Source organism: Amycolatopsis sp. NPDC004368, from assembly GCF_053602515.1.
This window is the reverse complement of sequence record NZ_JBSGDT010000023.1, coordinates 85,345-101,958: the sequence shown is the minus strand read 5'-3', so window position 1 is coordinate 101,958 and position 16,614 is coordinate 85,345. Positions and strand designations below refer to the sequence as shown.

At 70.9% G+C, this 16,614-nt stretch carries 14 protein-coding genes; 9 read left to right on the top strand and 5 right to left on the bottom strand.

The genetic code is table 11. The features are described from left to right. Positions 1-347 precede the first annotated feature (347 nt). Positions 348-1,139, bottom strand: coding sequence for an IclR family transcriptional regulator (locus tag ACWEOE_RS28110; protein ID WP_452014273.1), 792 nt, complete (start codon positions 1,137-1,139; stop codon positions 348-350). A 122-nt stretch (positions 1,140-1,261) separates the two neighbouring features. Here ACWEOE_RS28110 and ACWEOE_RS28105 point away from each other — a divergent pair, with 122 nt between their 5' ends. From ACWEOE_RS28105 to ACWEOE_RS28095, 3 genes are all read left to right on the top strand, one after another. Then, positions 1,262-2,467: a CaiB/BaiF CoA transferase family protein gene (locus tag ACWEOE_RS28105; RefSeq protein ID WP_452014271.1), complete on the top strand. Its 1,206-nt coding sequence runs from the start codon at positions 1,262-1,264 to the stop codon at positions 2,465-2,467. 19 nt (positions 2,468-2,486) lie between these two features. Continuing rightward, a complete protein-coding gene (locus ACWEOE_RS28100; protein WP_452014269.1) occupies positions 2,487-3,392 on the top strand; it encodes a hydroxymethylglutaryl-CoA lyase in 906 nt (301 codons plus the stop codon). A 136-nt stretch (positions 3,393-3,528) separates the two neighbouring features. Further along, positions 3,529-5,601, top strand: coding sequence for an AMP-binding protein (locus ACWEOE_RS28095; protein ID WP_452014267.1), 2,073 nt, complete (start codon positions 3,529-3,531; stop codon positions 5,599-5,601). 16 nt (positions 5,602-5,617) lie between these two features. Here the strand turns inward: ACWEOE_RS28095 and ACWEOE_RS28090 are convergent, their stop codons facing one another. Next, positions 5,618-6,238, bottom strand: a complete 621-nt coding sequence (locus tag ACWEOE_RS28090) for a TMEM175 family protein (protein ID WP_452014265.1) — start codon at positions 6,236-6,238, stop codon at positions 5,618-5,620. Between the two features lie 47 nt (positions 6,239-6,285). After that, positions 6,286-7,152, bottom strand: coding sequence for a LysR family transcriptional regulator ArgP (locus ACWEOE_RS28085; protein WP_452014263.1), 867 nt, complete (start codon positions 7,150-7,152; stop codon positions 6,286-6,288). 70 nt (positions 7,153-7,222) lie between these two features. Between ACWEOE_RS28085 and ACWEOE_RS28080 the strand changes: the two genes are divergently transcribed. The 5 genes from ACWEOE_RS28080 (at position 7,223) to ACWEOE_RS28060 (ending at position 12,133) form a co-directional block, all read left to right on the top strand. Further along, a complete protein-coding gene (locus ACWEOE_RS28080; RefSeq protein WP_452014261.1) occupies positions 7,223-7,831 on the top strand; it encodes a LysE/ArgO family amino acid transporter in 609 nt (202 codons plus the stop codon). Between the two features lie 67 nt (positions 7,832-7,898). Continuing rightward, positions 7,899-8,348 (top strand): MarR family winged helix-turn-helix transcriptional regulator, encoded by a 450-nt coding sequence (locus ACWEOE_RS28075; protein ID WP_452014259.1) that lies wholly within the window; start codon positions 7,899-7,901, stop codon positions 8,346-8,348. After that, a complete protein-coding gene (locus tag ACWEOE_RS28070; RefSeq protein WP_452014257.1) occupies positions 8,345-9,178 on the top strand; it encodes an ABC transporter ATP-binding protein in 834 nt (277 codons plus the stop codon). Before ACWEOE_RS28075 ends, ACWEOE_RS28070 begins: the two co-directional genes overlap by 4 nt. Continuing rightward, positions 9,138-9,959 (top strand): ABC transporter permease, encoded by an 822-nt coding sequence (locus ACWEOE_RS28065; protein WP_452014255.1) that lies wholly within the window; start codon positions 9,138-9,140, stop codon positions 9,957-9,959. The genes ACWEOE_RS28070 and ACWEOE_RS28065 overlap by 41 nt, the downstream gene beginning before the upstream one ends. Before the next feature lie 125 nt (positions 9,960-10,084). Then, positions 10,085-12,133 carry a transglycosylase domain-containing protein gene (locus ACWEOE_RS28060; RefSeq protein WP_452014367.1) on the top strand — a complete coding sequence of 683 codons (2,049 nt, stop codon included), beginning with the start codon at positions 10,085-10,087 and terminating at the stop codon, positions 12,131-12,133. 84 nt (positions 12,134-12,217) lie between these two features. On the opposite strand, the gene ACWEOE_RS28055 is transcribed toward ACWEOE_RS28060, so the two are convergent. Further along, entirely contained in the window at positions 12,218-13,684 is a 1,467-nt protein-coding gene (locus tag ACWEOE_RS28055) for an aldehyde dehydrogenase family protein (protein ID WP_452014253.1), read from the bottom strand. A 125-nt stretch (positions 13,685-13,809) separates the two neighbouring features. Then, positions 13,810-15,444, bottom strand: coding sequence for an IclR family transcriptional regulator (locus tag ACWEOE_RS28050; RefSeq protein ID WP_452014251.1), 1,635 nt, complete (start codon positions 15,442-15,444; stop codon positions 13,810-13,812). 136 nt (positions 15,445-15,580) lie between these two features. Here ACWEOE_RS28050 and ACWEOE_RS28045 point away from each other — a divergent pair, with 136 nt between their 5' ends. Then, complete coding sequence (locus ACWEOE_RS28045; RefSeq protein WP_452014249.1) at positions 15,581-16,612, top strand: phosphotransferase family protein; 1,032 nt, start codon at positions 15,581-15,583, stop codon at positions 16,610-16,612. The last annotated feature ends 2 nt before the right edge of the window (positions 16,613-16,614 follow it).

The window sequence follows — 16,614 nt, the reverse complement described above, 5'->3', positions numbered from 1 at the left end:
TCTCCTTTGACAGTCATGGCCGCGCGGATCAATCGATCCACTATGTGATTCGTTGCCCCATGATGTGGCGGCAGGTACACGGTCGTCAAGGTCGCGGAGATTGTTGATCAGCCCGAAGAGCCCACTGATCGAGACGCTTTCGGCTTCATCAGGGCTCTCACCAGCACTAAGAGTGGACTTCCGGCTCAGCGAACGGGTGACAAGAAATCTTCAGCCCGCAAGCAAACCGGCGAACGACCCACATCGGACGCCGGCCTCGCCGACAACCCTCACGACTGCGTTCCGTGACAACCAGGATACGCAGAAGAGCCGACCGGCAGCAGCACGGAGCCGCGAACCGGAACCAGTCAGCCCGTGACGTCGCGGGCCATCCCCGCCCGGTACCCCAACCGCTCCGAAGCCGCGGCTGCCGCTTCCAGCACCAACGGCGCCAACCGCGGCACGTCGGCCGAGGTCATCCGCTGCGTCGGCGCCCCGATGCCGATCACGGCGCTCAGCTCGCCCGTCAGCCCGAACACGGGCGCGCTCAGCGAAGCCGCCCCCAGGTCGCGTTCCTCGAAGCTGCTGGCGTAGCCGTCCGAACGGACCTGGGCGAGCTGCTGGTTGAGCTGGTCGATGTCCACGATCGTGTGCGCGGTGAAGCGGGCCAGCCCGTGGCCGACAGCGTCACGCAACGCGAGGCGGTCCCAGGCCAGGAAGACCTTGCCCGCGGAGCCCGCGTGCAGCGGCATGACCATGCCCACCACGAACAGCCGGATCACCGGGTGGCGCGACTCGGCCAGCGAAACGACCGTGCGGAACGCCCCGTCGCGGACGTAGAGGCACGCGGTCTCGCCCGAGTCGTCGCGGAGTTTGTGGAGCACGGGGCGCACGAGGCGCACCAGGTCGAGCCCGAAGGTACCCGGGGCGGCCCAGCGGACCAGGCCGAGGCCGACGCGGTACGTGTCGTCGTACCGGTCGAGGAAACCCTCGCGCACGAGGTTGTGCACGAGCCGCTGGCAGGTGCTCGCCGGCAGGCCGGTGGCGCGGGTGATCTGCTGCAGGGTCAGCTCGGGCTCCGCGATCGTGAACGACTCGAGGATCTGCTTGAACTTCCGCAGCACCAGCACCGGCGCGGTGCCGCCCCGCTCTTCCGCCATCGATGCCCCGTTCTGTGACCGACCCGACTGTTTCGCCGAGTGTAGTCAGCCTCGTTCGGCTTGACGGCGACACGCGCACCCGTATTCTGAGTTAGCAACTCACTATGTGGTTGGAGCGGATCATGGACAAGCAAGGACCCCTCGCGGGGGTGCGGGTGGTCGAACTGGGCAACTTCATCGCCGCGCCCACCGCCGGCCGGTTGCTGGCCGATTTCGGGGCCGACGTCGTGAAGGTCGAACGACCCGGCACCGGCGACGAGCTGCGCCGCTGGCGCCTGCACGGGGGCGACACCTCCCTGCTGTTCCGCGCCCTCGGCCGCAACAAGCGCTCGATCACGCTCGACCTGCGCTCGGCCGAAGGCCAGGACGTCGCCCGCAAGCTCATCGAGAAAGCCGACGTCGTCCTCGAGAACTTCCGCCCCGGCACCCTCGAACGCTGGGGCCTCGGCCCGGACGAGCTCAAGAAGCTCAACCCCGGCCTCGTCCTCGTGCGCGTCTCCGGTTACGGCCAGACCGGCCCGTACCGCGACCGCCCGGGCTTCGGCGGCGTCGCCGAGGCGGTCGGCGGGCTGCGCGCCCTCACCGGCTACCCCGACCGCCCACCGACGCGCGTCGGCGTGAGCCTGGCCGACTCCGTCGCCGGCCTCTACGCCGTGATCGGCGCGCTCATGGGTCTCGTGCGCCGCGAACGCCACGGCGACGGCGGCGAGGTCGTCGACGTCGCGCTCTACGAAGCCGTCTACTCCCTGATGGAGTCGCTGGTGCCCGACTTCGACGCGTTCGGCGTCGTCCGCGAACCGGCCGGCTCCGCGCTGCCCGGCGTCTCCCCCTCCAACACCTACCGCTGCGGCGACGGCAAGTACATCGTCGTCAGCGGCAACGGCGACGCCATCTTCCGCCGCCTCGCCCACGCCATCGGCCGCCCCGACCTCGCGGACGACCCCGCGCTGGCCGACAACGCCGGCCGCGTCGCCAACGCCGAGCGCCTCGACCAGGTCATCGGCGAGTGGGCGGCAGGCCGGTCCCAGGACGCCGCCGAGACCACGCTGCGCGCCGCCGACGTGCCGTGCGGCCCCATCCTCACGGCCGAGGACATCACCAAGGACCCCCACTTCGAGGCCCGCGGCATGCACCAGCGCCGCCACGTGCGCATCGACGACGAGGACGTCGAGGTCACCTTCCCCGGCATCGTCCCCGCGCTCGGCGAGCACCCGGGCAGCATCCGCACGCTCGGCCCCGAGCTCGGCGAGCACACCGAGGACGTGCTGACCGAACTCGGCTTCGACGAAGGCACCCGCGCCCGCCTGCGCGCCGAAGGCGTCATTTGACAGACAAGGAGAACCCACCATGGACGAAGTCCTCATCACCGAGGTCGTGCTCCGCGACGGCCTGCAGGACGAAGCCCGCACCGTGCCCACCCCCGACAAGCTCCGCCTCGCCCGCGGCCTGGTCGACGCCGGCTTCCGCGCGCTCGAGGTCGGCTCCTTCGTCTCGAAGCGCCGCGTGCCGCAGATGGCCGACACCGACGAGCTCCTGCGCACGCTCGACCCGGCGACCAGCCCCACCACCCTGCACACGCTCGTGTTCACCGAACGCGGCGCCCAGCAGGCGGTCGACGCCGGCGCCCGGTCCGTGCGGCTCGTCGTCTCCGCGAGCGACGGGCACAGCACCGCCAACGCGGGCGTGCCCACCGAAGGCGCCCTCGCCCGGCTCGAGAACTGCGCGGAGATCCTCGTCGCCGGCGACGTGGCCATCGAGGCGACCATCGCCACCGCGTTCGTCTGCCCCTTCGACGGCGACACCGACCCCGCGCGCACCGCCGCCACCGCGGAGCGCCTGGCCAAGCTGGGCGCCGGTGTGCTGCACCTCGCCGACACCATCGGCGCCGCCAACCCGAGCCTGCTGCGCCGCGGCGTCGAAGCTGTGCGCGACGCGGTGCCGGACCTGCCCCTCGGCCTGCACCTGCACGACACCTACGGCCTCGCCGCCGCCAACGCGTGGGAAGGGCTGCGGCTCGGCATCCGCCGCTTCGACGCGTCGCTCGGTGGGATCGGCGGCTGCCCCTTCGCGCCCGGGGCCTCGGGCAACATCGCCACCGATGACCTCGTGCACCTGCTCCACCGCGAAGGCATCGCCACGGGCATCGACGTGGAGAAACTCGCCCGGCTGCGCGACGAGGTCCGCCTCGCCGTGGGACACGAGCTCGGCTCCGCACTCGCGTCGGTTCCTGCCGTGCCCGCCGCGCTCGTCTGAAAATTCCCGTCCCGCCCTATTCCTGGTCATTCACCAGTACCGGTGCCGAGCCGTTTGCTGGTAGCGTGCCCGCACCTGAACGCGTGTCCGGTACGTACCGGGGAGCGCAACGCGCGCGGTGGTGAGGCGGATCGCAATGCGAGACGATGTGGTCGAGGCGACCTCGACGGTCGGGCACCCGTCCGACGCGGTGTGGCAGATCATCGGCTCCCCCGAGCTCTACCCGAGATTCCTGCCGGTGATCAGCTGGTGCGAGGTGACCGAGGCCGCAGTGCGCGGCCGAGGCCCGCGATGCCTGATCAGGCTGGCGCCGGGACGCGACACACTCGTCGAGGGCACGATCCACGCGGTGGTGTACCGGCCGGGCGAGCACGTGGTGTGGTGCGGGCTGCCCGACGAACGCAACTGGGTCTCGTTCGAGCTGCGCGCGCTCGCGGGCGGGACGACGGAGATCGTGCTGCGCATGATGCTGCCGTCACTGCCTCCCGAGCACCACGACCTGGTGTCCCGCTCGGCCGTACGCGCCATGCTGAAGGAGCTGACGCACCGGATCGACCTGCAGCTCTCGGGCGAGGCCGCCGAACCACCCGAGTACGACCGAGCGACCACCCTGCGCACGGCCAACACGCTGGTCCGCGCCGGTGTCCTCAAGTCCGGCCGGCCGGACAAGGTCGCGAAGCAGCTCAGTTCTCTCTCGCAGTGGGGCGCCACCATCGCCGGCGGCTACCTCGCCGCGACCGCGCGCGGCGCCGACGACATCGCCGTGCACGACGAACGCAACAGCCGCACGTTCCGCGACATCGACGAGCGCAGCAACCAGCTCGCCAACGCCCTGGCCAAGCTCGACGTGCAGCCCGGCCGGCGCGTGGCGCTGATGTGCCGCAACCACGCGGCGATGGTCGAGGCGTTCGTCGGGTGCAGCAAGCTCGGAGTCGACGTGGTACTGCTCAACACCGGCCTCTCCCCCTCGTCGGTGGAGGACGTGCTCGCGGAGCACAAGCCGGTGGCGGTGCTGGCCGACGACGAGTTCGCGCACACGATCGCCGGGGTGCAGGGCGATTTCCCGCGCGTGAGCACGTGGGACGACGCCGAGCAGGGCTACCGGACCGTCGACGAGCTCATCCACGACGCCCCCGTCACGCGGCCGAAGCCGGCCAAGCGGCCCGGCCAGATCGTGGTCCTCACCTCCGGCACCACCGGCGCCCCGAAGGGCGCGCGCCGCCCCACGCCGAAGGGCATGAGCACGGCGGCGAGCATCCTGGCGCGGATTCCACTGCGGGCACGGCACAAGATCGCCGTCGCCGCGCCGCTGTTCCACAGCTGGGGCCTGGCCGCGTTGCAGATCGGGATGTCCGTGCGGGCCGAGCTGTCGCTGATCCGCCGGTTCGACGCGGAACAGACGTTGCGGATGATCGCCGAGCACCGCTGCGACGCGTTGTTCGCCGTGCCGATCATGCTGCAGCGCATCCACGAGCTGCCCGAGCGAGTGCGCAGCCGTTACGACCTGTCGTCGCTGCGCATCGTGGCCAGCAGCGGCTCGGCGATGTCGGGCTCGTTCGTCACGTCCTTCATGGACACTTTCGGCGACATCCTCTACAACTTCTACGGCTCCACCGAGGTTTCCTGGGCGAGCATCGCCGACCCGACCGACCTGCGCGCCGCGCCGACCACCGCCGGCCGCTGCCCGCCGGGCACCCGCATCGCGATCCTCGACGACGAACGCCGCCCCGTGCCGCCCGGCGACGAGGGCCAGATCTTCGTCGGCAACGACATGCTCTTCGACGGCTACACCAACGGCTCCAGCGTGCCGCGTTCGAAGGACCTCATGGCCACGGGCGACGTCGGCTACCAGGACGCCGCCGGGCGCCTGTTCGTCACGGGCCGCGCCGACGAGATGATCGTGTCCGGCGGCGAGAACGTGTTCCCGCGTCCGGTGGAGGAAGCACTCGTCGCGCTGCCCGGCGTGTACGAGGCCGCCGTGGTGGGCGTGCCGGACGACGAGTTCGGCCAGCGCCTCGCCGCGTACGTGGTGCTCCGCCGGGGCGCTCGCATGCACGCCGAGGATGTGCGGCACTACATCCACCAGAAGCTCGCGCGTTTCGCGGTGCCGCGCGACGTCTACTTCGTCCCGGAGCTCCCACGCAACGCCACGGGCAAGATCCTCAAGCGGATGCTCAACGACGACTTGTGGCCGCTGCCCCAGGCGTGAGCTTCAGGAGTGGGCGTCAGTTCCCGGCCTTGCGGCCGACCAGCCAACGGGCGGCCCAGGGCGCGGCGATGAGCAGCAACAGGGCGTAGTACCCGAGCACGGGCTTGATCGCCGCCACCACGAACGCGATCAGCAGCGCGGCCGTGGAGAACCAGGTGTTGCCGAGCCACTGGTCACTCACGGAATCGGGGCTGCGGGCCACGTTCCGGTCCCTGCGCACGATGAGCACCAGCGCGGACTGGGCGGCGCTGCTGGCGAAGATGGTGCCGGTGTAGAACATGGCGGCGAAGCGGTTGGCGGCGAACGAGCCGGTGATCTCCGTGGGGAACGGCAGCACGGCAATGGTGAACAGCCACACGAAGTTCACGTACACCAGCGGCCCGTTGTAGGCGCGAACCTCCTCGAAGATGCGGTGGTGGCCCCACCACATCCGCGCGATCACCACGAAACTGAGCACGAAGCTGAAGATCTGGTTCCAGTGCTCGAGCACCGCGTCGAACGGGTCGCCGTGCTCCGCGGCCAGTTCCGGCACGAGGTCGGTGAGCGGCAGCACGAGCAGGGTCAGGGCGATCGCGACCACGGCGTCGCTGAAGAAGACGAGCCGCTCCGGTGATTTCCTGCGCTCCACGCTGTCCACGACTGTGATCAAACCATCCGACCCCGGCCCGGAGGGGGACAACCCGGTCATCTCCGCAACGCGGCCCCGGCCGCCTCGGCCACGGCCCTCGAGACCGCCGCGAGCGCCGGGGAGTCGAGTTTCCACTGCTGCCAGTACAGCGGAACGTCCACCGGGCGCTCGGGCGCGAGATCCACCAGGCCTTCGCGGAGCTGGAGCTCGGGAACCAGACCCCACCCCAGGCCCGCGGCCACCGCCTCGGCGAACGACTCCGACGACGGCACGAAATGCTTCGGTCCTGGCGTTCGCCGCGTCAGGTTCCGCAGGAAACGGTCCTGGAGGTCGTCTTTCCGGTCGAACAGCACCGCGGGCGCCTCGGACAGCGCCACGTTCAACGGCCGGTCCGCGAGCCACCGTTCGACGAACACGGGAGCGGCCACCGCGCGGTAGCGCATCAGGCCGAGCCGCGCGGAGGTACAGCCTTGGACGGGGTGCGGCGCGGAGGTGACGGCGGCCATCACCAGACCCTCGCGCAGGAGGGCGGCGGTGTGGTCCTGGTCGTCGCTGCGCAGATCGAAGGAGACGCCGGGCACCGCGGCGAGCGCGGGGAGGAACCAGGTGGCCAGGGAATCGGCGTTCACGGCGACGGCCACGGTGGCCGGGCCCGCCGCGCCGGCGAGACCGAGCTCGGCGCGGGTGTCGGCTTCGAGGCGGGTGAGCTGGCGGGCGAAGCGCACCAAGACCTGGCCGGAGTCGGTGAGGCGCACGGGTTTCGTGCGCAGGATGAGCACGCGCCCCAAGCGTTGTTCCAGCGCCTTCACGCGCTGGCTCACGGCCGACGGCGTCACGTGCAGCGCGGCGGCCGCGCGGTCGAACGACTGCTCGTCGACCACGGCGAGCAGCGTCCGGACCTGGTCGAGCGGAAGATCCGACATCACGATGGCTAATGCTACTTAAGAATCTTTAGCTGGCGTCAACTTCGAGGTGGGTTTTACCTTCGACGGCGTGGTCCCCGTCCTCGCCGCCGGCTTCGGTACCGGCCTGTCCCTCATCGTCGCCATCGGAGCGCAGAACACCTTCGTGCTGCAGCAAGGCCTGCGGGGCGGCGCCGTGGTGCGGTTGATCGTGCTGTGCGCGCTGTCGGACGTCGTGCTCATCGCCGCCGGCGTGAGCGGAGTCGGTGCGATCGTCGAGCGCCGGCCGGGCGTGATCACCGCGGTGGCCGTGGTCGGCGGCCTGTTCCTGGTGACCTACGGGTTCCTCGCGGCCCGGCGTGCGGTCCGCCCCGGCGCACTCGTGGTCGGCGCACTCGAGCCAGTCTCGCCGCGGCGCACCGTGCTGACGGGCCTCGCGCTGACCTGGCTCAACCCCCACGTCTACCTCGACACCGTCCTGCTGCTCGGCTCCGTCGCGGCCGGCCACGGCTCCGGCCGCTGGGCGTTCGGCGCCGGGGCGGCGCTGGCCAGCGCCGCCTGGTTCAGCGCCCTGGGCCTCGGCGCGCGCCGCCTCGCGGGGGTGTTCGCGCGGCCCTCGGCGTGGCGCGTGCTCGACGGACTGATCGCGGTCACGATGACCGCGCTCGGCGTGTCGATGACCCTCAGCCGGCTGCCCTGAGCCGCAAAGGCGACCAACGCGACAATCGGCGTTGCACATAACTCTGACTCAGAGCTACCTTGACCGCATGGCCTCCTCTCCCGACCTCGCCGAACGGTTGATGGGCGCCGTGCAGGGTATTCGGCGGGTGGTGCGGCGGCGGGTGCGCGCGGAGGTGCCCGGGCCGCCGTTGCCCGGTGCGCAGGTGGAGCTGTTGCGGGTCGTCGACCGGGTGCCCGGTATCGGTGTCGCGGCCGCGGCGCGGGAGCTGGGGCTCGCCGGCAATTCCGTGAGCACGCTCGTGAACCTGCTCGTCGAAGCCGGGTTGCTGCGCCGCGAGGTGGACCCGGCCGATCGGCGCGCCGCGCGGCTGGAGGTGACCGGCGCCGCGCGCGTGCGCATGGCCCATTGGCGCAAGGCGCGCGCCGGGCTCGTCACGGGCGCGCTCGCCCGGCTGTCCGAAGAGGACACCGAGTCGATCACTGCGGCCCTGCCCGCGCTGGAGAAGCTGATGGACGTCCTGAAGGAGGAGGCATGAGCGACCCCGAACCCGGCGCCGAGCCCGGCATCGAACCCGCTGTGCGCTGCACCGGCCTGCGGCACTCGTTCGGCGCCACCAAGGCCGTGGACGGCGTCGACCTGGAGATCGTGCCCGGCGAGATCTTCGGCCTGCTCGGCCCCAACGGCGCGGGCAAGACGACCACGATCCGCATGATCACCACACTGCTGCCCCCGGAAGCCGGCACGGTCACGGTGTTCGGCGTCGACGTCACGCGCCGCCGCATGGCCGTGCGCCGGCTGATCGGCTACGTGCCGCAGCAGCTCTCGGCCGACGGCGCGCTCACCGGGCGCGAGAACGTGTCGCTGTTCGCGCGGCTGTTCGACGTGCGCCGCTCGCGCCGCGCCGACGAGGTCAGGCGCGCGCTCGACCTGGTCGGCCTGCTCGACGACGCCGACCGGCCCGTCGGCGGCTACTCCGGCGGCATGATCCGCCGCCTCGAACTGGCGCAGGCCCTGGTGAGCTCCCCGCGGCTGCTCGTGCTCGACGAGCCGACCGTGGGCCTCGACCCGGTGGCGCGCTCGGCGGTGTGGGAGCGCATCACCGAGATCCGCACACGCACCGGCATGACCGTGCTCGTCACGACCCACTACATGGACGAAGCCGAGCAGTACTGCGACCGCGTCGCGCTGATGCACGCCGGGCGCGTGCGCGCGCTCGGCACGCCGGCCGAGCTCGAAGCCGAGCTCGGGCCCGACTCCACTTTGGACGATGTGTTCCGGTCGGTGACCGGCGACGCGCTGCAGAGCGACACAGGAGGGATACGCGATGTCCGCGCCACTCGCCGCACCGCCCGCCGTCTCGGCTGACCCGGGACCGCTGGAGCAACTGCGCGTCCTGCTCTCGCGCATCGGCGCGATGTGCCTGGTGGAGCTGCAGAAGCTGCGCCGCGACCAGTCCGAGCTGCTCACGCGCGCCATCCAGCCCGCGCTGTGGCTGCTGATCTTCGGCGAGACGTTCACGCGCATCCACGCGATCCCCACCGGCCCGATCCCCTACCTCGACTACCTCGCGCCCGGGATCCTCGCGCAGTCGGCGTTGTTCATCGCGATCTTCTACGGCATCCAGATCATCTGGGAACGCGACGCCGGCGTGCTCGCGAAGCTGCTCGTGACACCGACCCCGCGGGCCGCGCTCGTGGCCGGCAAGGCGTTCGCGGCCGGGCTGCGCGCGCTCGTGCAGGCACTGATGGTGCTCGTGCTCTCGGCGATCCTCGGCGTCGGTCTCACCGCGAACCCGCTGCGGCTGCTGGGGATGGTCGTGGTCGTGATCCTGGGCTCGGCGTTCTTCTGCTGTTTCTCCATCGTGATCGCCGGCATCGTGCTGTCACGCGAGCGGCTGATGGGGATCGGGCAGGCCATCACCATGCCGTTGTTCTTCGGGTCCAACGCCCTCTACCCGGTGGACCTCATGCCCGGCTGGCTGAAGGTGCTGAGCCACCTCAACCCGTTGAGCTACCAGGTCGACGCCCTGCGCGGACTTCTCATCGGAACTCCGGCCAACCTCGGGCTGGACTTCGGCGTCCTCCTGGGTGCGACCGCCGTGGCGATCGGCGTCGCGTCGGCTCTGCTCGGAAGGTTGGCTCGATGACACCACTTCGTTTACCCACCGTATTCACACGAGCCCGGTCGTAGGTTGGGACCGTGGGAAAAGGCAGGGGGGTAGCCCCGTTCATCGGATTGTGCGTGCTGGCAGGCGTTCTCGTCGCGGGCACGATGGCACCGGTCGCGATCGGCGCGGGCGTTTTGTCCAATCAGGTCAGTGACTCGGTCGACGCGATCTCCGCGGACCTCGAGCACGCGGACCCGCCACTCGTGACGACGGTGACGGACCGGAATGGCGGCACGATAGCGACTTTGTACTCGCAGTACCGCATTCCGGTCACCGCGGCGCAGATCGCGCCGACGATGAAAGCCGCGATCGTCGACATCGAGGACCGGCGCTTCTACACCGAAGGCGGCGTGGACCCGCAGGGCATGCTGCGCGCCGCGGTGAACGACAGCTCGGGTGGCGACCTGCAGGGCGCGTCGACGATCACGCAGCAGTACGTGAAGAACTACCTCATCAACGTCGTCGACCGCGGTGACAAGACGGCGCAGGACAAGGACCGCGAGGACTCTCTGGCCCGCAAGCTGCGCGAGGCCAAGATGGCCGTGCAGATCAGCCAGACCGTGCCGAAGGACGACGTGCTCGCCGACTACCTGAACGTGGTCGAGTTCAGCGGCACCGTCTACGGCATCGGCGCGGCGGCGGAAGCGTATTTCGGGACCACAGCGGACAAACTGACCGTGCCGCAGGCCGCGTTGCTGGCCGGCATGGTGAACAACCCCAGCGTCTACAACCCGTACACGCATCCGGACAACGCGCTCAAGCGGCGCAACACCGTCATCGACTCGATGGTCACGGCGAAGTCGATCCCCGCTTCCTTCGCCACCGCCGCGAAAGCGACGCCGCTCGGCGTGGTCGGCACGCGGCCCGCGGCCCCGTCGAGCACCTGCATGGGCGCGGCGGCCGACGCCGGGTTCTTCTGCGCGTACGCCGTGAACTACCTGACCAAGGCCGGGTTCACCCTCGACCAGCTCGACACGGCCGGCTACGTCGTGAAGACCACGATGGACCCGCACGTGAGCCAGGTCGTGAAGGACGCGGTGGACAACAACGTGCCCACCACGCAGGACGGCGTGGCCAACACGTTCGCCGTGGTGCAGCCGGGTTCCGGCGGGCACCAGGTGCTCGCGATGGTCGCGAACCGCAACTACGGCACCGATCCGGCGAAGGGCGAGACGTCCACGAACATCGTGGCGGACGCGAGCAACAAGTTCGGCGCCGGTTCGTCGTTCAAGATCTTCACCTCGGCGGCCGCGATGGTGTCCGGCAAGGCGGGGCTGAACACGCCACTGCCCAACCCGTTGAGCAACTGCTTCACGCCACCGAACGCGAACCGCTTCACACCGTGCTACTCGGTGAGCAACGACGGCACGAACTACCCCGATCCGATCTCGCTCGCCAGCGGGCTGGCGACGTCGCCGAACGTCGCGTTCGTGGGCCTCGAGTCCCAGGTGGGCATGCCCGCAGTGCTGGACATGGCGCGCAAACTGGGGCTGCGAAACACCCTCGCGACCAACGACGCGGGCAATCCGCCGATCACCGACCCGTCGGACGCGCGGTCGAAGAACCCGCAGTACAACCAGCCTCAGTCGCAGTACTTCCAGAACCTGCTGTCGTTCACCCTTGGCAACAGCCCGGTGAGCCCGCTCGAAATGGCCAACGTCTCGGCCACCCTGATGAGCGGCGGCACGTGGTGCCCGCCGAACCCGATCCTGTCGGTGACGGACCGCAACAGCCGGCCCGTGCCGGTGAAGCAGGAGGCGTGCGAGCAGGTGATCCCCACTGGTGTGGCGAACACCTTGGAGGCGGGGCTCTCGCAGGACACCACTGTCGGTACTTCGGCTGCTGCCGCTCGGTCGGCGGGCTGGACTCGGCCGGATATCGGTAAGACGGGTACGACGCAGGAGTCTGAATCCGTGGCGTTTGTGGGCGGTGTCGACAACTTCGCCGTGTCCTCCATGGTGTTCGCCGACGGCCGCACCCCCGAGGAGATCTGCCCGGGCACGCCGGTGCATCTTGGCCGCTGTGGGCATGGTGCGTTCGGTGGCACGGTCGCGGCACCGCCGTACTTCCACGCGATGAACACCCTGCTGGCCGGCGTACCCGACACCCCGATCCCGCCGCCGGACCCGCAGTACCTCGACGCGCGGCAGTGACCGTGCGGTGAGGGTCGGCGCTGCCTGCGCCGGGCTCCTCGGCGAACTCCGAGGAGCCCGGCGCAGTACGCCCGCAGCCCCGGCTCAGCCGAACAGCGGCGGCGGCAGTTCCTCCGCCAGCACGATCGACTTGAGCTGCGTGTACATGTCCAGCGTTTCCTTGCAGTACTCGCGGCCCAGGCCGCTGCCCTTGTAGCCGCCGAAGGGCGAGCCGTCGACGAGGTTGAAGTACTGGTTGACCCAGACCGAGCCCGCTTGCAGGCGGTCGGCCGTGCGCATCGCGTTCTTCAGGTTGGTGGTGTAGACGCCGGCGGCGAGGCCGTATTCGACGCCGTTGGCCTGGTCGATGAGGGCCTCGTAGTCCTTCCAGCGGATCACCGACAGCACGGGGCCGAAGATCTCCTCCTGGGCGATGCGGCTGGAGTTGTCCGTCTCGAACACGGTCGGCTCGATGAACCAGCCGTGTTCACTGCCGGCCACCGTGGCGCGGCCGCCGCCGGTGACGAGGGACGAGTCGGCTCGGCCGGAGGCGATGTAGTCCAGCACACGCCGGCCCTGTTTCTCCGAGACGAGGCAGCCGAGGCGGGTGGCGGGGTCGAGCGGGGACCCGACGCGCACACCCTCGAAGCTCGCGCCCAGCTTGCCGAGGAAGTCGTCGTACAGGTCGTCGTGCACGAACAGGCGGGTGCCGGCGAGGCAGGACTGGCCGTTGCAGTACGTGGCCGCGAAGGTCGCGTTGTCGATCACACGGTCGAGGTCCTCGATGTCGGGGAACACGATGTTCGGGCTCTTGCCACCCAGTTCCAGTGACACCGGCACGAGCCGTTCGGCGCCGGCGTGGGCCACGAGCCGGCCGACTTCCGCGGAGCCGGTGAAGGCGAGCTTGTCCAGGTCCGGGTGGGCCGTGAGTGCCGCGCCGGCCTCGTCGCCGAAGCCCGGCACGACGTTCACCACGCCGGGCGGGAACAGCTCGGCCAGCTTCGTGCACAGCTCCAAAGTGGACAGTGAAGCGTTCTCGTCCGGCTTGAGCACCACCGTGTTCCCGGCCGCGAGAGCCGGCGCGAGCTTGAACGCCGTCATGATCGCGGGCACGTTCCACGGGATGATCTGCCCGACGACACCGATCGGCTCGCGCTTCGCGATGGCCCAGCCGCCGGTGACGGGGCGGTTCCAGCCGTCGTGGGTGACGGCGGCCGAGGCGAAGAACCGGTACTGTCCCACGGCGATGCGGTGGTCGAGCGGGGTCTCGAAGATCGTGCGGCCGATGTCCATCGTGTCGATGGCGGCGAGGCGCTCGGCGTTGGCCTCGATCCAGTCGGCGAGGCGGTGCAGCAGCAGAGAGCGTTCCTCGGGCCGTGTGGCCGCCCACTTCGGGAACGCCGCGCGAGCGGCCGCCACCGCGGCGTCGACCTCGGCGGTGCCACCGCGGGTGATCGTCGCGAGCTGTGCACCGGTGGCGGCGTCGACCGCCGGGAACGTCTCGGTGGAGATCGAGCGGAACTCACCGTTGATCAGCGGTTCGTAGTGGGAAGCAAGCGATTCGACGCTCACGGGCGTCCTCCTCCGGCAGTGACGTGGCTTACCTTCCCTGCGGAGTATTCGCACCCGTGCCGGACAGTCAACGCAGTGTGCGCTGCCTGTCCCCCACCGTGCGCGAACCGGCCGTTTCGCCAGGCTCAGGTGAACAGCGTCCCCGCCGTCAGCAGCCGCGTGAGTTCTGCGGCCGCGGAGATTGCGCGGTCCGCGAACTCCTGTGTCCGCGCCGGGTCGAAGCGGTAGTGCGGGATGGTGATCGTGAGGGCGCCGGCGACCACGCCGTCGGAGAAGAACGGTGCGGCGATGCCCGAGGCCTCCGGGATGCGTTCGCCGGTGCTCACGGCGTAGCCGCGTTCGCGCACCAGCGCCAGATCCGCCTCCAGGGTGGTGCGGTCGACCATCGTCGTCGGCGAGAAGCGCGTGAAGTCCTGCGCCGCCAGGGATTCCGGGCCTCGCCAGGCGAGCACGGCCTTGCCCGCCGCGCCGGCGTGCAGGGGTGCGGTGGAGCCGAGTGGGATCACGTACTGGATGGGTTTGTCGGTGGTCCGCCCGGCTTCGAACACCACGCCTTCGGCCACCGGGTCGTAGCGGGCCAGGTAGGCACTTTCGCCGACGTCGCGGACGAGGTCGGCGAGGAGATCGGCCGCGACGGGGCCGACGCCGGTCCCGCGGCCGAGCCGGGCCGCCCACACGAGCAGTTCGGCGCCGGCTTCGAAGCGGGCGCCTCCGAGGGGGCGAGCCAGGCCCAGTGAGGCCAGTGCGTCGAGCAGCCGCGCCGCGGTGGCGCGCCCGCTGGAGATGCCGGCGGTGAGGTCGTCGACGGAAACGCCGTCGGCCGACGAGCGGGCCAGCGCGTCGAGCGCCGCGGCGACGCGCACGATGGACCGCCGCTCGGCCGACACCCCCGAGGACTCCCCCGCGCCGGTCGCCGGCACCCGCGGAACCTGCGGCGGCACGGCCAGCGCCGCCGTGAGCCGGTCGGCCGCGCCCTGCACGAGCTCGCCGAGCCGGCGCAGTCCGTCCACATCGGACAAGCGGTGGCGCGGCACGGTGATGTTGAAGGCCCCCGCCGGTTCCCCGTCGCGGAAGTACGCGGCCGCGGCGCCGGCGGCTTCGGGGATGCGCTCGCCGACACTGGTCGCGAAGCCCTGCTCACGCACGTGTGCCAGCTCGGCCCGCAGCTGTCCGAGGTCGCCGATCGTGGCGCCGGTGAGCACCGGACGATCCAAAGTGGCCAGGAAGTCCGCGGGAAGGTTCGCCAGGATCGCCTTTCCGGCCGACCCCGCGTACAACGGCGAAGCCGAGCCGATGCGCACGGTGTAGCGCACGGGCTTGCCGCACTCGACCGAGCTCACGACTCGGGCCGACTCGTCGCCGGGCGTGTAGGTCAGCAGCATCGCCGTCTCGCCGGCTTCGCGTTCCAGCGCCACGAGCTCGTCGTGGCCGCGCGTGAGCAGCACGTTGCGCTCGCCCAGGAACTTCGCCCACACCAGCAGCCGCGGCCCCGGGTCGTAGCGCCCGCCCGGCTGCCCGCGGACCACGCCCAGGTCTCCCAGCGTCTGCAGGATCCGGTGCACCGCGCTGCGGCTCACGTCCAGGTGCGCCGCGAGCTCGCGCACGCCGGTGTCGCCGTCCTGGCGCGCGATCACGGCGTCGAGCACCGCGAACACGCGCCCGGTCATGCCGAGGGCGCGAAACCGCGGCTCGGCGTCGACGGCAGAACCCTGCCCACTCGACCCCGGCCCGCTCACCAGCTGTCCCCGTGCACCGCTCACCTGTCTCCCTCCGCGAGCCACTGTAACCAGCCGCCGCCCGACCACCTTGACAACCCGCGCCCGCCGGGTCCAGGATCCTCCACAAGTTCGGGACGCTGTCCCGATTTTATCTCCCCTCGTGGTCAGGAGGTCGAAGGTGCCGAACCAGGGGCCGCCGGGCGTCGACGTAGTGGCGCTCACGCAGTGGCTGGCGAGCCAGGGCAGCGCCGTCGAACCGCCCCTGGCGGTGACGACGATCTCCGCCGGCCGGTCGAACCTCACCTACGCCGTGCGCGACGCCGCCGGCGCCCAGTTCGTGCTGCGCCGGCCGCCGTTGGGCGCGCTGGAGTCCGGTGCGCACGACGTCGGCCGCGAGGCGCGCATCCTCGCCGCGCTCAGCACCACCGCGCTGCCGGTGCCGAAGCCGGTGGCGGAGTGCGCCGACGCGGCCGTGCTCGGCGCGCCGTTCTTCCTGATGGACTTCGTGCCCGGGCAGACGCTGAGCCCGGACACCGCCGCGGCCCTGTCCCCCGAGGTCAAGCGCACGATCGGGCGGCGCCTGCCGGAGGTCCTCGCCCAGCTGCACGCCCTCGACGTCACCGAGATCGGCCTCGACGGCCTGCGCCGCGACCGCGGGTACGTCGAACGTCAGCTGCGCCGGTGGCAGCGCCAGTTCGACACCCTGGGGCTGCCCGCCGCCAGCCCGCTGCGTGCCGTCGCCGACCGGCTCGCGGCCCGCGTCCCCGAGCCGCAGGGCACCGCCCTGCTGCACGGCGACTTCAAGGCGGAAAACGTGCTGCTCACGCCTGAAGGCGACGTCGCCGCGGTGCTCGACTGGGAGCTCGCCTCCGTCGGCGACCCGCTCGCCGACCTCGGCTGGCTGCTCGTGTGGTGGGCCTTGCCGGACAACCCCGGCAAGTGGATCTCCCCGCCCGCCACGCTCGCCGGCGGCTTCCCCGGCCACGCCGACCTCGTCGCCGCCTACGCCGCCCGCTCGCCGCTGGACATGTCCGACCTGCCGTACTACGTCGCGTTCTCCTACTGGCGCCTGTCGTGCATCAACACCACGACCCGCGCCCGCTTCGTCGCCGGCGCGATGGGCGACAAGGAGCTGGACCTCGCCGCCCTCGACGCCCAGGTCGAGTGGCAGCTGACCGAAGCACTCCAGTCACTGGCCCCCGCCCGCTGAAC

Bases quoted from the DNA above. Each gene is read 5' to 3' on its own strand.
- ACWEOE_RS28110 (WP_452014273.1), bottom strand. From the start codon at position 1,139: ATGGCGGAAGAGCGGGGCGGCACCGCGCCGGTGCTGGTGCTGCGGAAG.
- ACWEOE_RS28105 (WP_452014271.1), top strand. From the start codon at position 1,262: ATGGACAAGCAAGGACCCCTCGCGGGGGTGCGGGTGGTCGAACTGGGC.
- ACWEOE_RS28100 (WP_452014269.1), top strand. From the start codon at position 2,487: ATGGACGAAGTCCTCATCACCGAGGTCGTGCTCCGCGACGGCCTGCAG.
- ACWEOE_RS28095 (WP_452014267.1), top strand. From the start codon at position 3,529: ATGCGAGACGATGTGGTCGAGGCGACCTCGACGGTCGGGCACCCGTCC.
- ACWEOE_RS28085 (WP_452014263.1), bottom strand. From the start codon at position 7,152: ATGTCGGATCTTCCGCTCGACCAGGTCCGGACGCTGCTCGCCGTGGTC.
- ACWEOE_RS28075 (WP_452014259.1), top strand. From the start codon at position 7,899: ATGGCCTCCTCTCCCGACCTCGCCGAACGGTTGATGGGCGCCGTGCAG.
- ACWEOE_RS28070 (WP_452014257.1), top strand. From the start codon at position 8,345: ATGAGCGACCCCGAACCCGGCGCCGAGCCCGGCATCGAACCCGCTGTG.
- ACWEOE_RS28065 (WP_452014255.1), top strand. From the start codon at position 9,138: ATGTCCGCGCCACTCGCCGCACCGCCCGCCGTCTCGGCTGACCCGGGA.
- ACWEOE_RS28060 (WP_452014367.1), top strand. From the start codon at position 10,085: ATGGCACCGGTCGCGATCGGCGCGGGCGTTTTGTCCAATCAGGTCAGT.